This window comes from Planococcus sp. CAU13 (genome assembly GCF_000775575.1).
Taxonomy (GTDB): Bacteria; Bacillota; Bacilli; order Bacillales_A; family Planococcaceae; genus Planococcus.
Genome location: NZ_JRGN01000248.1, coordinates 13,520 through 32,190 on the forward strand (window position 1 = coordinate 13,520; position 18,671 = coordinate 32,190).

The window sequence follows — 18,671 nt, forward strand, 5'->3', positions numbered from 1 at the left end:
ATGGTATAAGACTGGAAATTATTTTTCCAAAGATTCTCACTATAAATTCAAGATAGGTTTGATTGTTTTTCTAAAATATTATCAATCGAAATAGCGCGCTCTCTTTTTTATCAAATATTTGATTTTTTAATAATAAACAGTTAATTTCGGCTACAGATTTTACCGCGTTATAGGTTTACAATTTTGGTAAAAAAACAGGAAGGAGGTGTTCCACATGAGCAAAATGCTCCGTATCCTCATCATTTTGATGATGGCTCTTTCATTGCCTCTGTCGACTGCTTTTGCGCACAACGGCCATCATGGCCATCATGATCACGGGAAGGACAATCTGGTCGCTTTGGGTGATTCGGTTCCATACGGCTACGCTCCTGACCGCAATAATGCAAAACCGGCCCACTACGCCTATCCGTATCAGATTGGGAAGTACGCCGATTTGAAAGTTCATAATCTGGCTGTTCCCGGCTGGCAGACTGATGATCTGCTCTATGCTCTGGAAAACAACAAGAAATTCCGTCAGGCTGTGAAGCGCGCGGATTACGTGACAGTCCAGATCGGCGGCAACGATTTCCTTGAAGTTCTGAGAGCCGCCCAGCTTGAAAGCAAGGGCGACATGAAGAAATTCCATCGATTGCTTCAGCACAAGCTTGCGAAAAGTGATGCATTCGATAATATCAATGAAATCATCAAAGAAATACGGTCGCTGACTAAAGCCAGAATCGTGCTGTACAATCTGTACAACCCGTTCCAGCTGAATGACCCGCTCCACAAAGTTGCGGATATGTACCTGCCGCAGCTTAACGCTATGTATAAAAACATAGCCGATTCGTATAAACGCGTTTCACTTGCAGACGCCTACAGAGCTTTCGGCGACAATCAAGCGAAATTCGTCTATAAAGGAGACATTCACCCGACAAAAGCCGGACACGCAGCACTCGCTAAAATCGGCTTGAAAGCGCTGAAACGTGAATATGCACACCACCGGAATTAATGAAAGAAAAACTGCGGTCCTCTGAGGAGGACTGCAGTTTTTGGTTTTAAGAAATGTTTTATTCCATTCCTCATTGCAATCAAAAATTCAACCTTCTTCCTCTTTCAATCACTGCTGATCCGCAAACAGCCACCATCCCACCGTTGCGGCAAAACCTCCGAGAGCCATCAGCGCGACAATGAAAAAGCTGAAGAAGCCCAGGCCCTCAGAGATTCCCGCCATGCCGCTGTACAGCGCAGGCACCGCCCACGGAAAATATGCACCGTAACCGATGGCCGCAATCAGCTGAGCACAGACCACCATGAAAACGACAAAGCCGAGCGGCGCCAGAAACCCTTTCCCGTAACAGGCGAAAAAAGCGACCGGCGTGCTCAGGGCCACGGTCAGCGCAGTTGTTGCCGCCAATAGAAAGAAGCCTTCAAGCACTGTCGAGGATGACCATTCCGGCAATCCGACAAGCATGCCGATTCCTGTTCCGACGACAACGACGTAAATGCTCAACAGCAGACAAGTCAATAACACGGCGACAAACTTGGCGAGAACGGTGATGCTCCGGTGCGCAGGCAGCGCCAACAGATCCTTGATCGTCCGGTCGGCATATTCCCGACCGAAAACCCAGCTTGTAACGAAGCCGAACACAATGAGGCCGCCGACTGCGATGATCTGGGCCAGCAAACTGAAAAAAGCCGGCCACGTCGCTTCGCCCATAATCTGTGCTTTGTCGCCGAGCAAGCCGCTCGTCCTTGCCAGCTCCGGATCTTTCAGCACGAACATGAAAAATCCTCCCATCACCGGTGCCAGTGTAAAAATCGCGAGCGTGATCCAAATCATTTTCGATTTCCGGATTTTGATGTTTTCCGCCTGCAGCGCCGCGGTGAAATAGCCCATCACTCGGCCTCCTTTCCTTTAATGGACCGCATGAAATAAGATTCCAGCGATTCCACTTTGACATTGACATACCTCGGTGGGAAGCCCATTTCCGCCAGTTTGGCCGATACAATTTCCGGCCGGTCAAGGAGCGTTTGCTCTCTAATTTCAATAAAACCAGCAACATCAAGCAGACATGCCATCCCCTGTTCCGTTAAAGCATCAGCTGCCGACCTATTGTTTCGCGTAGCCACCAGCAGTTTCCGCTGAATCAGGCTGTTTAATTCATTCGTTTCGAATTCTTCAACCAAACGGCCATGATGAATGATGCCGATTTTATCGGCAATGAGTGCGACTTCGCTGAGCAGGTGGCTCGACAGGAAAATGCTGATGCCCTGGTTGCTCGCCAAATCCCGCAGCAATTCCCGCACTTCCACAATGCCTGCTGGATCCAGCCCGTTCACTGGTTCATCCAGAATCAGAATATCGGGCTCGTGCATCATTGCCTTCGCGATTCCGAGTCGCTGAGCATTTCCAAGCGACAGATGTTTGGCTTTTCGTTTTGCGTACGGCGTCAATTTGAGTTTATCAATGATCTGTCCTACTGCATCCGGTTTCTTGATCTGCCGCAGCCGCCGGAACAAATCCAGGTTCTCTTCAACCGTCAATTCCGGGTAAGCATACGGCGTCTCCACCAGATAGCCGACCTTTTCCCACAGCTGAAAATTGGCAAGCGAGACTTTTTTTCCGAACAGCGAGCAGCTGCCTTCCGTCGGCTTAATCATTCCGAGCATCATGCGGATCGTGGTCGTCTTGCCCGAGCCATTCAATCCGATAAAACCGTATATCTCTCCCTTTTTCAATTCCAGGGAAAGATTTTCGACTGCTTGTACATCCTTGAAACGTTTCGATAAATGTTCTATCGCAATGACCGTCTCCATCTCGATCCTCTCCTCTATCTTCATTACATTCGCTGGAAATTCAGGAAAACCTTTCTGTTAAAAGGCCAACCCTGCAACTTCGCTGTTCTGCTTCCAGGAATGGCGGGTATTTTTGTCTGTTCATCCTGACGCAGCCGTTTTTCGCTTTTCACTCGCGAAAAGCCTCCGTTCAGGTTTTGCTTTTTCCTTTTGGAAGGCGATTGGGTAAAAAAGAGTCGGATTCTTCTTGAGAACAGCTATTTTCGTTTCATTTTCTCTTATTGATTTCTACTTGTGGCGGATATCGGCGTTCGCCGATTTCCAACCCCACTTTTTCGTCTAAAACGCCGCCACTCCCCAAAAGGAATGACGGCTATTTTCATTTATCCCGATTCGTCGCTTTGTAAGGATCACCTTTACTGTCATAAGTCACCCATTCGCCGACAGGCTCGCCCTTTTCAAAATAACCCGAACGCTTCAGCGTCCCGTCGGCGCGATACCATTCCCAATAACCTTCTGGCTGATCAACAATTATCTTGCCTTTTGACCAGATCGTATTTCCTTTTGCATGGTACTTGATCGTGTAGCCATCAATCACTTCCAGCTTCTTTTCCTTCACATATTTCGGTTCCGTCAGGTCACATTTTTCGCCTTTCATGATCTCACTCTCCATCCCTTCGACATGAAAAGACTGCAGTCTCCCCTTTAATATCACTATAGGCCATTCTTCTGACCCGGTTCAAAATTTCGTATCACGACATTCCCCTTCTTCACTCCACTCTCCACATACCGATGCGCTTCCCGCAGCTCCTCCAAGGGAAATACCTGATCAATGACCGGCTTGAGCCGACCGGCTGCCAATAACCCATTCAAAAAGCGAAGGTCTTCAGCTTTATAACTGGCCGCTCCTGCAATGATTTTCCGGTCGCCTTTTTTCGTCTGCAAAAGCCTCCTGAACATTTGGGCCATGCCCGGATTGCCCATTAAGAAAACGCCTTTCGGCTTCACTAAGTCCATGGTTTTGGAAAACGGGCTTTTACCCGCAACATCGAAAATCACGTCGTAGGTTTCACCATTTCGAGTAAAATCATCCTTGCGGTAATCAATCACGTAATCTGCCCCTGCAGACAAAAGCATATCCAGCTTTTCACCGCTGTCGACTGCCGTCACATCAGCACCGGAAATTTTGGCGAGCTGAACCGCCACTGTACCAATACTTCCGCCCGCTCCGATAATCAACACTTTTTGGCCGGCTTTGATCCGGGCTTTCCGAAGAAAAAACAAAGCATTTATGCCCCCAGTCGGAACGGTTGCAGCTTCTTCAAAACTGATTCCATCCGGCATTTGCGCAATGGCATAGCTGACCGGCAGACAAAGAAACTCGGCATAAGCGCCCAGCTTCAATTCAGTCGCGCCATAAACGCGGTCCCCTATTTGAAAACGCGTTACTCCGCTTCCGACAGATTCTATTTCGCCTGCAAATTCCTGCCCGAGCACGTTCCTCCTCGGTTTTCGCACACCGAAAAACAGCCGCAGCGGAATCCACAACAGCACCGGAAACTGAAAGCTCCGCATCTCACAATCCCCCGCTGTGACGGTGGAGGCATGAACTTTTATCAGGACTTCATCATCTTTCGGCACCGGCTTGTCGAGCTGCTGCAGCTCCAAAACTTCCGGCGGTCCATAGCGTGTGCAGACCATCGCTTTCATTTCGCGTCCTCCTCTTTAAACTTCGATTTATATGCTATTAAAATTCAAGAAAGGCAGGAACATATCCTTCTTTCCCAAAAGTATGACGGCTCGGATGAAAAAAAGCCGCACCTCAAAATTCAGGTGCAGCTTAAAGCTGATTACTATTTATTTCACACACAGAATAATTGCCGCCCTTCAACCTTTCCTTACGCAAAATCCCTTCTATATTGGACAGCCAGATAAGCTCCACCCGCTAAAAATGCCAGCGAGTACTTGAACATGAAAAAGATGGTCCACATATCGTCTTTTGGAAAAACGATATCACACAGGATAATTGCCAACAGCATGAAGTAGCTGCTTTTCAAAAATATCTGATTGGTCCTTTCGTCTCCCTGTCCGATTTTCTTATAAAGCACATAGAGAAAAATTGCACTGCCCATAATCAGTAAAAAACCGATGCCAACGAGCATGTTCCAGTTTCCTGTGGATTGTTCAGCCCAGGTTTTCAAAGGAGAAAAAATAGCGTTTTGGATGGATGAGAATAAATTATTTGTCATCTGGATCAGTTCCTTTCACGTAAGAAAAAATATCATTGACCTCAACTTCAAAAAAATCAGCCATGCGAAATGCCAGCAGCAGCGTCGGAACATAATTCCCTTTTTCCATCACGAAGATGGTCTGTTTCGAAACGCCCACTTTCTCAGCTAATTCCTGCTGGGACATTCTGGCAAGCACCCGATATTCGTAAACCTTATTAGCGATTGAATCGCCAAAATCTTTTTTCATTGCCATCACCTCTTGAAATCAACTATAAATTATTATTTAATAAAAGTAAAGTAAACTTATATAAAATAATAAAATATTTTATTTTGATAAAGAATCCTCTCAGTTGAATTCCAGTTCCTCGAAAAGGGTATGGAGAAGAAATGACGGACCGGAAAGTCCTTGCGGAAGAAGGGGTAGAATGGTGAAATTCATGATGCTGATCGGCCTTCCGGGAAGCGGCAAAACCACTTATGCACGGAACCTGCTCGGTGGCATTGAAAGATGGGTCCACCTTTCATCGGATGAAATTGCGCAGCGGCACCGGCTTCCGGATGGATCCATCAATCATCAAATGACTTTTGAAGAAATGTACCGGGAAACCGTCTTTCACCTGGAAAATGGCATGAATGTCATCTATGACGCAACAAATTTAGCGTCCAAAAGAAGGAGGAGCGTTCTGAACCGGATTGAAAAATTCGAAGCTGAAACGGAAGCTGTCGTGTTCCTCACTCCCTATGAAGAGCTGAAAAAACGCAATGGCCGGCGGCAAGCTGATGAACGCGTGCCGGACCATATCATCGAACGCTACATCCGCGCCTTCCAACTGCCAAGGAAAAACGAGAACTTCGACTGGATCCGTTTCTTATCGCGGCCGCCTTATGCACACATGGATTTGGAGAACATGAAGAAGCAGGCTTTTTCGCAAGATAAATACGAGACGTTCTTTCAATGTTCCAAAGAAACCAGACCTATGACAGAAATTGACGAAATGCGTACCCTGCTGCGCCAAAACAATAAAATCGTCGAAGTAATAAAGAAAGAAGTTAATGATGCGGATGAGCAAGACCTTCTGTCGTGGGTCATTCTATTGCATAACATTGGCAAAGCCTATGTCCGGAAACGGCTTCCTATCGAACAGGACAATTTTTACGGCTATGAACATGTCAGTGCCTATCTAGCCTATCCGGTCCTGTTATCATGGCATTTCCCTTTGCCTTTTATCTATGACGTTTTATTGCTGATAGATGAATTTGAAATCGCCAAGGGGTTAAAACGCGGAAAAGTGAAGCGGAGGATCGGCTCTCAAAACTACGAGCGGCTTGAGACACTTTGGAGGATCATCAGTTGAGTCGAACAAAAAATATTTACTGACCCCGGTGTTTCCAGCAGTTCCCATATGGAACCTGTGTGTTCGAAACAATTATGACCGCTTAAGCACTGACTAAAAATGCATGAAGAATCAGTCCCTGTTAAGAGACGGCGGATTCTTCATGCATGATTCTTGTATAACCTGAATTTTTTTGACACGGGGTCGGTTTTGATACAGAAAGGAGAGAAACGGATGTCCCGTCCGTCGCGCAAAAAAGAAAAGAATCAGATTAAATACACCCAATATCATCTTGCCAATGAGCGAACTTATCTGGCTGAATACACACCGCCATTTCAATCATCGGCGTCGGATTCCTGGCGGCCAGCCTCCATTTTCGGCCTTGTCATGACTTTTTTGGCAGCTCAGGAGTATAAGGAAAAACGCAGGCAGCTGCTCAATGAAACATTCGCCCCGTCAAATGTGCGAATCACACTGATTTCCACCATGCTGGTCATTATTGTGACTATGGTCATCATCTATTTTTTCCTGATCATGTGAGCCGCTCCGTCATCCATTCCACCACTTCGTCATAAATTTTGTATTTGGACGGCTCATTGAAAATCTCGTGCATGAGCAGTGCATAAATTTTCAGCGTCTTATCTTTTGAAGTGATTTCCCCGTAAAAATCGCGGGAATCTTTTTCGGCGACCAGCCCGTCTTCATTGCCATGCAGCACGAGTACCGGGTCTGTAAATTTCCCGGCATTTTCTTTCAGCCAGGCGATACCAGGGCCAAACTGGTTAATGAGTCCTACCGAAATCTTCTTTTCCACCATCGGATCATTGGCGTAGGCTTCGACAACTGCCGGATCGCTGCAGACGCCTTCCCCGAGCTCATTATCGAGGTACGTGTCCGCCGGCAACTCCATTGGCAGCGGACCGAACAATTGGTTATTGTAGCGGGTAAGTGCTCCCGACAGGACGATTCCTTTTGCCTCCCCCGGATATTTCGTACCGAATGCTGCAGCGGTAAAGCCGCCCATGCTGTGGCCGATGAGGAAAATCGCCTTTTCCGGATTTTCTTTTTTCGCCAAATCCATGACGGTCTTCAAATCATCCGGCATCTCATTGAAATTCTCGAAAAAAGTACGCTTCCCTTCCGACCGCGCATGGCCGCGCTGCTCATAGCGGTAAACAGTGAACCCCTTGTCGGCCAATGTTTCAGCAAGCTCGTCATAGCGCCCCAGATGTTCGGCCAGGCCGTGAGTGATGACCACCACCGCTTTCGCATTTTCTGCCGGATCTTTGCGGCTGAACAGCTGCGTGCCATCATACGACCGGATCATTCGTTCTTCGCCCATCCCATTTCCTCCATTCGGGTAATTACTTGTCCTTTTAATCATTCTCTATCAATCAATAAAACCCTTTTTGGCTGGGGGTAATTAAAAATCGTCTTCTTAAGTGCGGTTTGTGGAAAAAGTGCTGATGTTTTCAGCGAAAATATACAATTGGGGTGAGTATATCTGTGCGGAATTTCCAGTTATTTGACGATACTGTCCAATTTAAACGAAATACTTTCTATTTTAATTTCTCATAAGTTTTCATAATTTATTGCCAAATATTTCAAGTCACTGTATGACTCTTTGCCTTACCACCGTCATTTTCTGCAATAATTCACTTTTTCAGCGATGAAGAACGGATAAATTCGACCCGTTCAAAAAAATGAAACACCCATAATAACAACCAGGCCCACCGCACCGAAAAGTACATACAAATATCCGAGAATAATACTGGACCTGTTCCTGGTTTTTTTGAATTTTAAGAAATAAACCCCAAATAAAATCACTGCCAAAGTCAACAAAATGGACACCAGTTCAATCAGCGGCAAAACAATTCCTCCATTCTCAAATCTGCATTGATCCTTTCATTCATCTTACAGTAAATTACAGAGATTCCAACAGATTGTTTTTATTGGACGGCAAAGCAAAAGGAGACACAATGCTGATTCCCTCTGTCTCTCAGAAAAAAATTGAACACAAAAAAGGAGACAGACCTTTCCGAGTCGTCTCCCATTTATTGAAATCGTTTTTTTGCAGAATGGCGTAAACCATATTTATTCGAATGGACCCTCCAACACAATCTTCCCGATCGTCTTGCCTGTCAAAAGATTGTTATATGCCTGTTTTAAATGCTCCACTGAGATCGGCGTAAAATGCTGTGTCTTGGTCGTACGGATTTCCCCTCCATCGACCCAATCCGCCAATTTGCAGAGGATGATATGCTGGTGCACCATGTCTTCCGTCTGGAAAACGGAACGGGTATACATGAGTTCGTAGACGAATGTGACACTTTTGCCGAACAGCGCCAGGTCAAGCGGTTTGAACGCCGGCAGGATTGAGCAGATTTTCCCCTGTGGCAAAATCACTTCCGCCATCCCTGCCATATGCTCATCGGGACTGCTCAGGCAGAAAGTATATTCCACGCCTTCAATGCCGAGATTCTCCAGCTGTGGTCCAAACTCTTCATGATGGTTGATGGTATGATCCGCGCCGTGCTCTTTCGCCCACTCAACCGTCTCGTCGCGGGACGCTGTGCCAATCACCGTCAGGCCTGCCAGTTTTGCGACCTGCAGTGCAATCGAACCGACGCCGCCGGCCGCTCCGATAATTAAAATCCGCTTGCCTGCGTTTTCCGAAGCTTCTTTTGAAACGCCAAGCCGGTCGAAAATCGCTTCATAAGTGGTAAGCCCCGTCAGCGGTAATGCCGCAGCTTCTCCAAAACTCAGGCTTTCCGGCTTTTTCCCCACAATCCGTTCATCGACCAGATGAAATTCACTTTGGCCGCCCGGGCGGTTGTTCGTGCCTGCGTAGAAAACTTCGTCTCCCACTTTAAATATCGAACAGCCGTCCCCCGTTGCTGCAACCACACCCGCTACATCACGCCCAACAACTGTCAGTGAGTCATCGTCTTCTTTTTTGGCGTCGCGCGTCCGCAGATCGGTTGGATTGACGGAGATCGCTTTGACTTCAACAAGCAGGTCACGTCCTGCCGGTACCGGCTTTTCCTGTTCCACCATTTGAAAGTCCATCGCTTCTTCTTTTGAACCCGGCTTGTAAAAACCGAACGTTTTCATCATTTCTGTATTCACGTCGCATCGTGCCCCTTCCGTTAATGGATTGACATTATGATTCCCATTCTACATTGGCTGGCTGCCGGTTACAAAAATAACGGGCATATCCAATAACGCAATTGAGAAGCGGGTTTTTATTTCATTCTCTTTTATATAGTAGAAAGCCATCTTTTAATTGCTCCAAACTTCCTGCTTCGGTCTGCTGTAATTCACACTGTATATGCGCTTTCGGGTTTAATTGGCCCAAAATAATTTACCGTTTACAGAAAACAGGTTCCGGTAAGAAAAATTTGCTGTTTTCCCTGTTTTCAGCGTAAGCAGTAGTACGTAATGCCAATGCCAAAATAAAACACTTAGTAGAATATTCTTATTTTCAGAATATTTGTAGAATAATTGGATTTTTCATAATAAAATTACAAACATTGGGATAGAAATAGTTATAAAGGGGGCGTGAGAGCTTAGCCAAAACTATCCTGGCGACGGGCATTACAAAATTATTGTAAAGGGGCAAAAAATAAATGCAGAAAAACTTTAAGCGATTGGCTATTTACGCATTAATCTTTTTATTGGCATTTTCATCGTTTGGCGCACAAGGATTCGCCAATACCTCTACACCAGATTCTTCCAAAGCTACATTGCATTTGGATGAAGGCGCTTCTGAACTCAAAGAACTTACAGTTATTGTTGAACTGGATGCAGAATCGGTTTTACAGGCAAAGCATAAAGGAAAGAGCCAATCCGAACAATTCCTAAATAAGGAGCGCGACCGGATTCTGGCACAATTGGAAAAAGAAGGCGCTTCAGTGGAACTGCTGCAGGAATACGATACAGTATTCTCCGGTTTCTCGATTGAAATCTCCCACAGCGACCTGAATACATTAGCCGAAATCGAAGGCGTCAAAGCGGTTTATTCCAACCAGGAATATGTCGTGACACCTGAAGATGCGGTATCACTGGATCCTGAAATCTACAATCCGGATATGCTGGACAGCGCTCCTTTCATCGGTTCCGATGATGCATGGGCAGCCGGCTATACAGGCGAAGGCGTCACCGTAGCGGTACTTGACACAGGCGTGGATTACACCCACCCGGATCTTGCGCACGCTTTCGGCGACTATAAAGGCTGGGATTTTGTCGATAACGACAACGATCCACAGGAAACACCAGATGGTGACCCGCGCGGTGCTTCGACGAATCACGGCTCACATGTAGCGGGAACGATTGCCGCTAATGGCCAGATCAAAGGGGTGGCTCCTGACGCTACACTTCTTGCCTACCGTGTCCTTGGCCCTGGCGGCAGAGGAACTACGGCTAACGTCATTGCAGGTATCGAACGCGCAGTTCTTGACGGAGCAGACGTGATGAACCTTTCATTGGGTGCTTCAGTCAACAACCCTGACTACGCAACAAGCCTTGCACTTGATACAGCAATGGCTGACGGCGTCGTAGCAGTAACTTCAAACGGCAACAGCGGCCCTGCAAACTGGACTGTCGGATCTCCGGGAACTTCCCGTGATGCGATTTCAGTCGGTGCCACTCAGCTTCCTTACAATATGTACACGGCAGAACTTTTCACTTCTGAAGGCGTAACGTACCCTTCAGCTGCTCCAATGGGCTTCCCTTCTGATGAAGCGCTGCTTGCGCTGAATGAAGGCGAATATGAATTTGTGCACGTCGGTATTGGCAGTGCTGCTGATTTTGCAAAAGTCGATGTAAGTGGAAAAATCGCGTTGATTAAACGCGGTGAATTGGCCTTTGTCGACAAAGTGACGAACGCTAAAAATGACGGTGCAGTCGGCGCAGTCATCTACAATAACGTGGCAGGTGTACAGCCGGACGTAGCGGGTCTTGCACTTCCGACTATCCGTACAACTTTGGCTGACGGCCAAAAATTGCTGGCCGAGCTGGCAGCAGGAAACAACACAATTTCATTTGATATCGCATTCGCTAAAGCAGTCGGCGAAACGATGGCAGACTTCTCATCCCGCGGGCCGGTAATGGACACTTGGATGATCAAACCGGATGTTTCAGCTCCGGGAGTTGCAATCGTCTCTACAGTTCCTACACATAATCCTGCGAATCCGCACGGCTATGCATCACTTCAAGGAACATCGATGGCAGCTCCGCACGTTGCCGGGGCAGCAGCTTTGATTCTTCAAGCGCATCCTGACTGGAGCGTGGACTTTGTCAAAGCGGCTTTGATGAACACGGCTGAGAACCTTTACGATGCAAACGGCAAGCTTTACCCGCATAACTCACAAGGTGCCGGAAGCATCCGCGTCCTTGATGCGATCAACACTGAAACTCTTGCAACTCCAGGAAGCCATTCTTTCGGAATTTTTGAGAAAGCGAACGGCAAAGAACTCCAGCGCCAGAAATTCACTGTCCATAATCTGTCGGACGAGCGTAAGCGCTACTCGATCAAATTCACTGGACATGATGGCATCAAAGTTCAAACAAGCAATAATCTTCAAGTGCAGCCGGGCAAAACACAGGACCTGAACTTCAGTGTCCAGGTTGATACAAGCAAACTGGCACCGGGCTATTATGAAGGAACATTCCTTCTGAGTGACGGTACGCAAACGATTGAAGTGCCAACTATCCTGTTTGTTCAGCAGCCGGATTACCCGCTGATCAACACGCTTGAACTTGGCCTTTCAGGCGGCAAACTTGTCGGTGAAGTCAACTTGCCGGCTGGTGCGGACAGCTTTGAAGTGCGCATCCGCAACGCAGCAACAGGCGCTTTGCTGGCTACAACAGCTCAGGCAACTGACCTTCCACGCGGCTTGCACGCATTCTCGTGGGATATGACGATCAACGGGGCTCCACTAACGCCAGGAGAGTACCAGATCAATGCCTACGCGAAAAAAGGTGACAGAGAAATCGAATTTTCAGGCGGCGTTCTCACAATCAACGCTGAATAAATTCACAAGCAAAAAAGGCGGGGAATTTTATTCCTCCGCCTTTTTTAGTTGTCCAAATTTATCTCATTGATAACGAAATATAGAGAAACAGGATGAGGCTTGCAGGAATGAGAATCAGCGTAAGAATCGAAAAAGCTCGTTGTTTTTTTCCGGGAGCCATCCGCATGGCAATGTAAAACAGCACCATTGCCAATATGAAAGTCAGTACGAGCGGAATGAGGAACGGGCTGAGTATTCCCCATAGATGGCCTGATTCAATCGTGTTTAAAATGGGCAATTTCATTAACTCCTTCTACAGTCATTTTTGGGATTCGCAATCGGATGATCAGCCCAAATGTCCGGCTGCCACTCCTTCTCTTCTCAGTATAGTCTATTCCTGCTGCCGCTTGAAGGTCAGGATTCACTTTTTGCCTCTGAAATAAACCAACCTTTTTCTGTAAGGCAATTACCCTTAATTTCCATTCCCACAGCCTGGCTTTTAACAGGCATTACCCAAAAATCCCCTTCACATCGCCAATAGCGGTGTCCAAAGTGCTTTCTCTTTTTGCAGCGGTATCATATATCAGAAAAATTAAAATATATCATACATATATCAAAATATTAATAAATGCTCACAAAGCCATTACATAGGTTTTATTCGCATAAAGGCCGTGCTACACTGAGCAAGGCTTCAAAAGATATTAATAAGAGACAGCAGATAATTATTATTATTCCTCCAGAATTTTGGCTAACACATAAAATACGAGAATCGCTATTCAAAAATATGAATACAGTGAATTCCAGATAATCAGGGAGAGTAACATGAAAAAAACAAGAAAAGCATTATTGGCACTTACAGCAACAATAGGCATGTCAGCTGCCATCGCAGCACCTGCAAGCGCAGCTTCATATAACGTTAAATCCGGAGACACATTGTGGAACATTGCCCAGGCTCACGGAACGACAGTTGCCAGCCTGCAAAACATCAATGGCATTTCAGGACACATCATTTATCCCGGTCAGACACTCATGACCAGCGGCGGTTCAACTGCTGCAGCGAAGAAAGCTCCGGAAGTGACAACTGTCAGCAACTCCACTTCTTCCATCGTATCGATCGCGAAGCAGTACACGGGAGTTCCATACGTATGGGGCGGCTCCACTCCTTCAGGATTCGACTGCAGCGGATTCATTTCATATGTATTGAACAAGTCAGGCAACGACACAGCCCGCATAAATGCAGCCGGCTATTACAATAAGTCAACCAAAGTCAGCACTCCGCAGCCCGGCGACCTTGTCTTCTTCTCCGGCACTTATACATCCGGCATCTCTCACGTCGGATTCTACATCGGTGACGGCAAAATGATCTCCGCCACCAACAGCGGCATAAAAGTCGACAACATCCACAGCGGTTACTGGAGCAGCTACTTTACCGGTTACGGCAGAATGTAAGTTAATAAAACACGAAACAGACCAGGAGGAAATTCCTGGTCTGTTTTTGATTTCTGAAAAGGGGATCCATTCATCATTCAAGTCGGGCATACGTCGATTTACTGTCAGCATAAAGCGCCAGGTTTCTCGTAATTGAGTTGCTTCCATCTTTGTGCGATATCTGGAACTGCCATCTGGTTTTTGCCGGCCCTTTATCATCCGATCTTGCCTTCACTACACCGAACTGTTTACTGAGAATACTATACAGGACCAGATTCGCTTTGTTATTCACAACATCTGATATCTTTGCCTGGCCACCCGATACTTTAGTTACTTTTGCATCAAATTTGATATCCCAGACCATATCCTGATATCGCGCTGTAACGTCACAATAAGTATAGCCGCTTCCACTGCCGCAGGAACGATTTGAAACTGTGCCCGCTGACGCACTTGAAGCACTTAAAGCAGTAATTTCAGATGCTTTCTCTTCCTCGAAAGTCAATAATATTCTTGATCCGTCATCGAACTCAACGTAATTGCCTTTTTTGTCTTTGATATCAACAGTCAACTTTTTCCCTTTAAGTTTTTCCGGTTTCTGTGAATCAAGCAATTCCCCGTTCAGTACCTTTTGAATCAGCTTCTCTCCTGTTTCCTTGTCAATTCCTAATTCGGTATAGTTTTCCCTCATTTTCTCAATTTCCTCTTGATTAGCTGTTGCGGCAGCATGAGTACCAGTTAGTATTGTAAAGAAAATAGCTGTGAAAACTATTATACCGGCCAACAATAGCTTAGTTTCAAGTCTTTTAATCTTCATCATCCCTAACCCTCTTCCTTTATTAATATTAAGACTGGCATCAAGCATATTTTTACTTAATATGTGTTATGTAAGAAAAGAGGTTTAAAAAACCTGTTTTTTAAAATATGAAAAGCAATTGGAGTAACTATCTGTATTACGTCAGCTTAAGGTTATTTTAGATTAACATAATTATCATAATATTAATACAATTATAATAAATATATTAAAATGCACCTCTTAAATGACTTTCTCTATTATGAATTTCCGGTATTTCGTAACTGAATATTCAAATAAAAAATTGTATTATGGTAAAATTGTTGGCATACATAATAAAAATTACGAATAAAGCTCCACTTGAGCCACTGAAGAATCCACCCAGCATAGCTAAACTTCTCCTGTTGCAGGTATTCAACCGACTCGGAATTTGCACTCCTGCCCTATTCAGTGACTGAAATGTTCCATTAAAGAAAGGGGAAGCAGCCATGAGAACCCTGTTGAGATTTTTGCTCATCGTATCAGCTGTCTTTATAATTGCTGGATCCGTAATCCTGTATTCCTTTTTTAATTCGGGCTCTGCTCAACAAGCTGTGCTGGAGGAACAGACTTTTGATGAAGAAATCGAGAATATGGAAATCCGGGTGGAAAATGCCCGGGTGGATATTCTGCCGAATAATGATGACACGATACGTGTCGTGCTTATTGGCAACAGCGACGATTTCACATTGGGGACAGATATGTCAGGTGGGCGCCTGCAAATCGAAGTTAAAGACCGCTCCTCTTTTTTCAACTTTAACTTCAACCGCTCCTACTCGCTGCAGGTCCATGTTCCGGCAATTGGGCTTGCGGAACTCCAGGTAAACAGTGATAACGGCGCCATCCAGGCAAAAGATTTCGGGGCAGTTGAACTTTCGATCGAAGCGGATAACGGCCGCATCGAATTGGAGGCAGTAGAAAGTAATAAGGTCAATGTCAAAACTGATAATGGCCGTATTGAGCTGACGGACATGGAGGCTGACATCACCGCCCGCTCTTCAAATGGGCGCATCACGTTTACGGGCGTATCGGGTGAATTGCAGGCACGGGCGAATAATGGCCGCATCGAGCTGGACACCAGCACGTTGGATTTCCCTGTCGACTTTGAAACGGATAACGGCGAGATTCAAATTCGCACCGAAACGGAACCGGCTGATGCCCGAATCGAGGCCTATGCCGATAATGGAAGTATTGAGCTTTATGGACAAGAATCACATAATCTCAGTTTCGGCAGAGGTGATATATTGATCAGACTCGTTTCAGATAATGGCCGCATCGTTGTCGAGTGACAGCATTTTACGGTCTTATTCCCACTGGATTCCCAGTTGATTATTTTCCAGAAAACCAAAAATTTTCACTTCCCTCTTGCTTTTATCTGAAATCTGCCTTATTGTTATAGACATCGACCAACCACTAATTAAATATTCTATTTCTTATCAAGAGAGACGGAGGGACTTGGCCCTGCGATGTCTCAGCAACCTGCCTGCAAAAAGGCAAGGTGCTACTTCCAGTAGGCGCGAGCCTAGAAGATAAGAAGAATGCATTTCCATACATGGAGCTTTCTTCTTTCGAGAAGAGGGCTCCATTTTTCATTTGAATGGATTCTTCTTTGTACGATCGTTTGAACAATAAAAGGAGGTTTTCCATCATGACCAACCGCTTGGAAACGAAATTCATCCATTCCGCCGGTGTCGATCCTCAGACCGGCGCCGTCAATGTCCCAATTTACCTGTCGTCGACGTTCCATCAGGAAAGCATCGACGAATTCGGACCGTACGATTACAGCCGCTCCGGCAACCCCACGCGGCAGGCGCTTGAAGACACCATCGCAAAACTGGAGAACGGCACCCGGGGATTCGCGTTCGCCTCCGGCATGGCCGCCATCTCTTCAGCGTTTCTGCTGCTCCAATCCGGCGACCACGTGCTGGTGTCGGAAGATGTCTACGGCGGCACTTACCGTTTCATCACTGAAGTGCTGAGTAAATTCGGCATCGATCACACCTTCGTTGATATGACGGATCTCGATGAAGTGGCACGAGCTTTCCGCCCGAACACAAAAGTGATTTACATCGAAACCCCTTCCAATCCGGTCATGAACATCACTGATATCGAAATCGCAGCAAAGCTGGCCAAAGCGAACGGTTGCCTGACTTTCGTCGACAACACGTTCATGACGCCGCTCTACCAGAACCCGCTGGACCTCGGCGCGGACCTTGTTCTGCACAGCGCGACGAAATTCCTGTCCGGCCACAGCGACATCACCGCCGGGCTCGCCGTCACAAAAGATGCGGCACTCGGCGACCGGCTCGGATTCATCCAAAACTCCTTGGGCTCCGTACTCGGTGCACAGGATTCTTATCTGTTGATCCAGGGAATCAAAACGCTCGGCGCGCGGCTTAAACAGTCGAGTGAATCGGCAGGAAAAATCGCCGAATTCCTTCACGAGCATCCGGTCGTTGAAGAAGTGTTCTACCCCGGCTTTTCATTCCATCCCGGCAATCCGATCCACGAGCGCCAGGCAAGCGGCAGCGGAGCTGTCCTGTCATTCCGACTGCCTGACAAAAACGCGGCGCGCATCTTCAAAGACACGCTGCGCATCCCGGTATTCGCCGTCAGTCTTGGCGCCGTCGAAACGATCCTGTCGTATCCGGCGACCATGTCGCACGCTGCGATGCCGAAAGAAGAACGCGAAAAACGCGGCATCACCGACGGCCTGTTTCGTTTTTCCGTTGGCCTCGAACATACGGATGACCTGCTGGAAGATCTGCAGCAGGCACTGGAGAAAGTGCGGGTCAAGAGCAAGCTGAGCATTGCAAACTAAAATTTACGCCAAATAAAACCTAAAAACAGAAAGAAGGAATCCACAATGACAAATCCAATTTCAGAAACAGCAAAAGCAATCGTAAAAGCCCCTTTCAAAGCAGATCACGTGGGAAGTTTATTGCGTCCGGAAAGCATCCATCAGGCAAGAAAAGACTACAAGGAAGGTGTCATTTCTGCGGAGCAATTGCGTGAAATCGAAACAACAGAAATCAAACGCATCGTCGACAAGCAAATCGAAGTCGGCCTGAAAGCTGTGACAGACGGCGAATTCCGCCGCACATTCTGGCACACCGATTTCATGGCTGACATCAATGGCTTCGAAGGCTACACACCAGATCATGGCTATAAATTCAAAAACGTCGAAACTGAAGCCTACGACGTCCGCAATACCGGCAAAATCTCATTCAATGAAAATCACCCTTTTATCCAGGATTTCATTGAATTCAATGAAATTGTCGCCGGCCGCGCCATTCCTAAACTGACCATCCCGAGCCCGAACCAATTTTTCAATCAGGGCATTCGTGACGTGAGTATCTATCCGGATCTGGAAGATTACGCAAAAGACGTCATCCAGGCTTACCGCGACGCGTTCAAAACGTTCTATGATCTGGGTGCTCGTTATATCCAGATCGATGACGTCTATATCGCAGGCCTTTCGTCGCCTGACATTCCGTTCAACGATGGACAATATAATAGAGAGTATCTGATCGACCTGGCGCTCCGCGTCGCAAACGGTGTCCTTGAAGGAAAACCGGAAGATCTGACGGTGACAACTCACCTGTGCCGCGGCAACTACCAGTCCGACTGGGCATTCGAAGGCAGCTACGCGCTGATCGCACCGACGCTTTTCGCTAAAGAGCGTGTCGACGGCTTCTTCCTCGAATACGATGACGACCGCTCAGGCAGCTTCCAGCCCCTCGAGCATATTCCGGCTGGCGGTCCGCGTGTAGTGCTTGGAGTCTTCACTTCGAAGAACGGCGAGCTGGAAGGCAAGGAAGTTATCAAAGCGCGCGTTGCGGAAGCCGCGCAGTATGTGCCTTTAGAGCAGCTGTGTATCAGCCCGCAATGCGGTTTTGCCTCAACGCATCATGGCAATAAACTGACGGAAGAGCAGCAGTGGGAGAAGTTGCGGTATATTGTGGAGGTTTCTGAAGAGATATTTGGGGAGTGAAAAGGAAGAAGGCAAGCGCTGGGTGCGCTTGCCTTTTATTGTGCCTGGATTTTATCGTCGATTTTT

Annotated in this window: 18 protein-coding genes and 1 riboswitch; of the genes, 8 read left to right on the forward strand and 10 right to left on the reverse strand. The window is 46.8% G+C overall.

From position 1 onward, the window contains the following. The first annotated feature begins 214 nt into the window (after positions 1–214). Positions 215–988, forward strand: a complete 774-nt coding sequence (locus KW93_RS11925; RefSeq protein ID WP_052131600.1) for a GDSL-type esterase/lipase family protein — start codon at positions 215–217, stop codon at positions 986–988. A 108-nt stretch (positions 989–1,096) separates the two neighbouring features. Here the strand turns inward: KW93_RS11925 and KW93_RS11930 are convergent, their stop codons facing one another. The 6 genes from KW93_RS11930 to KW93_RS11955 form a co-directional block, all read right to left on the reverse strand. After that, entirely contained in the window at positions 1,097–1,876 is a 780-nt protein-coding gene (locus tag KW93_RS11930; RefSeq protein WP_033543244.1) for an ABC transporter permease, read from the reverse strand. Then, positions 1,876–2,796, reverse strand: a complete 921-nt coding sequence (locus tag KW93_RS11935; RefSeq protein ID WP_033543245.1) for an ABC transporter ATP-binding protein — start codon at positions 2,794–2,796, stop codon at positions 1,876–1,878. Before KW93_RS11935 ends, KW93_RS11930 begins: the two co-directional genes overlap by 1 nt. A 358-nt stretch (positions 2,797–3,154) precedes the next feature. Beyond that, the gene (locus tag KW93_RS11940; RefSeq protein WP_033543246.1) at positions 3,155–3,433 is read right to left on the reverse strand and encodes a hypothetical protein; all 279 of its coding nucleotides are present in this window, start codon (positions 3,431–3,433) and stop codon (positions 3,155–3,157) included. Positions 3,434–3,489: 56 nt separating this feature from the next. Then, the gene (locus KW93_RS11945) at positions 3,490–4,485 is read right to left on the reverse strand and encodes an NAD(P)-dependent alcohol dehydrogenase (RefSeq protein ID WP_033543247.1); all 996 of its coding nucleotides are present in this window, start codon (positions 4,483–4,485) and stop codon (positions 3,490–3,492) included. A 188-nt stretch (positions 4,486–4,673) separates the two neighbouring features. Beyond that, the gene (locus KW93_RS11950) at positions 4,674–5,024 is read right to left on the reverse strand and encodes a hypothetical protein (RefSeq protein WP_033543248.1); all 351 of its coding nucleotides are present in this window, start codon (positions 5,022–5,024) and stop codon (positions 4,674–4,676) included. Beyond that, complete coding sequence (locus KW93_RS11955; RefSeq protein ID WP_033543249.1) at positions 5,014–5,253, reverse strand: helix-turn-helix transcriptional regulator; 240 nt, start codon at positions 5,251–5,253, stop codon at positions 5,014–5,016. Before KW93_RS11955 ends, KW93_RS11950 begins: the two co-directional genes overlap by 11 nt. Positions 5,254–5,431: 178 nt before the next feature. Between KW93_RS11955 and KW93_RS16985 the strand changes: the two genes are divergently transcribed. Further along, complete coding sequence (locus KW93_RS16985; RefSeq protein ID WP_052131602.1) at positions 5,432–6,361, forward strand: ATP-binding protein; 930 nt, start codon at positions 5,432–5,434, stop codon at positions 6,359–6,361. 189 nt (positions 6,362–6,550) lie between these two features. Continuing rightward, positions 6,551–6,880: a hypothetical protein gene (locus KW93_RS16805; protein WP_235318412.1), complete on the forward strand. Its 330-nt coding sequence runs from the start codon at positions 6,551–6,553 to the stop codon at positions 6,878–6,880. Here the strand turns inward: KW93_RS16805 and KW93_RS11970 are convergent. Further along, on the reverse strand, positions 6,873–7,682 hold the full coding sequence (locus KW93_RS11970) for an alpha/beta hydrolase (RefSeq protein ID WP_033543250.1): 810 nt from the start codon (positions 7,680–7,682) through the stop codon (positions 6,873–6,875). The genes KW93_RS16805 and KW93_RS11970 overlap by 8 nt on opposite strands. A gap of 752 nt (positions 7,683–8,434) precedes the next feature. Then, entirely contained in the window at positions 8,435–9,454 is a 1,020-nt protein-coding gene (locus tag KW93_RS11975) for a zinc-binding alcohol dehydrogenase family protein (RefSeq protein WP_442956624.1), read from the reverse strand. Between the two features lie 515 nt (positions 9,455–9,969). Here KW93_RS11975 and KW93_RS11980 point away from each other — a divergent pair. After that, positions 9,970–12,375 carry a S8 family peptidase gene (locus tag KW93_RS11980; RefSeq protein ID WP_033543252.1) on the forward strand — a complete coding sequence of 802 codons (2,406 nt, stop codon included), beginning with the start codon at positions 9,970–9,972 and terminating at the stop codon, positions 12,373–12,375. A gap of 58 nt (positions 12,376–12,433) precedes the next feature. Here the strand turns inward: KW93_RS11980 and KW93_RS11985 are convergent, their stop codons facing one another. Next, positions 12,434–12,652: a hypothetical protein gene (locus KW93_RS11985; RefSeq protein WP_152602457.1), complete on the reverse strand. Its 219-nt coding sequence runs from the start codon at positions 12,650–12,652 to the stop codon at positions 12,434–12,436. 524 nt (positions 12,653–13,176) lie between these two features. On the opposite strand from KW93_RS11985, the gene KW93_RS11990 reads away from it, so the two are divergent. Next, entirely contained in the window at positions 13,177–13,803 is a 627-nt protein-coding gene (locus KW93_RS11990; RefSeq protein WP_033543254.1) for a C40 family peptidase, read from the forward strand. A gap of 73 nt (positions 13,804–13,876) precedes the next feature. Here the strand turns inward: KW93_RS11990 and KW93_RS11995 are convergent, their stop codons facing one another. Further along, positions 13,877–14,599 (reverse strand): hypothetical protein, encoded by a 723-nt coding sequence (locus KW93_RS11995; RefSeq protein WP_033543255.1) that lies wholly within the window; start codon positions 14,597–14,599, stop codon positions 13,877–13,879. 461 nt (positions 14,600–15,060) lie between these two features. On the opposite strand from KW93_RS11995, the gene KW93_RS12000 reads away from it, so the two are divergent. The 3 genes from KW93_RS12000 to KW93_RS12015 all read left to right on the forward strand — a co-directional run bounded on the left by KW93_RS12000 (position 15,061) and on the right by KW93_RS12015 (position 18,605). Further along, a complete protein-coding gene (locus KW93_RS12000) occupies positions 15,061–15,900 on the forward strand; it encodes a DUF4097 family beta strand repeat-containing protein (protein WP_033543256.1) in 840 nt (279 codons plus the stop codon). 141 nt (positions 15,901–16,041) lie between these two features. Further along, positions 16,042–16,147, forward strand: a riboswitch (SAM riboswitch). A 112-nt stretch (positions 16,148–16,259) separates the two neighbouring features. Continuing rightward, on the forward strand, positions 16,260–17,432 hold the full coding sequence (metC, locus tag KW93_RS12010; RefSeq protein WP_033543258.1) for a cystathionine beta-lyase: 1,173 nt from the start codon (positions 16,260–16,262) through the stop codon (positions 17,430–17,432). A gap of 45 nt (positions 17,433–17,477) precedes the next feature. Further along, a complete protein-coding gene (locus tag KW93_RS12015; RefSeq protein ID WP_033543259.1) occupies positions 17,478–18,605 on the forward strand; it encodes a 5-methyltetrahydropteroyltriglutamate--homocysteine S-methyltransferase in 1,128 nt (375 codons plus the stop codon). The last annotated feature ends 66 nt before the right edge of the window (positions 18,606–18,671 follow it).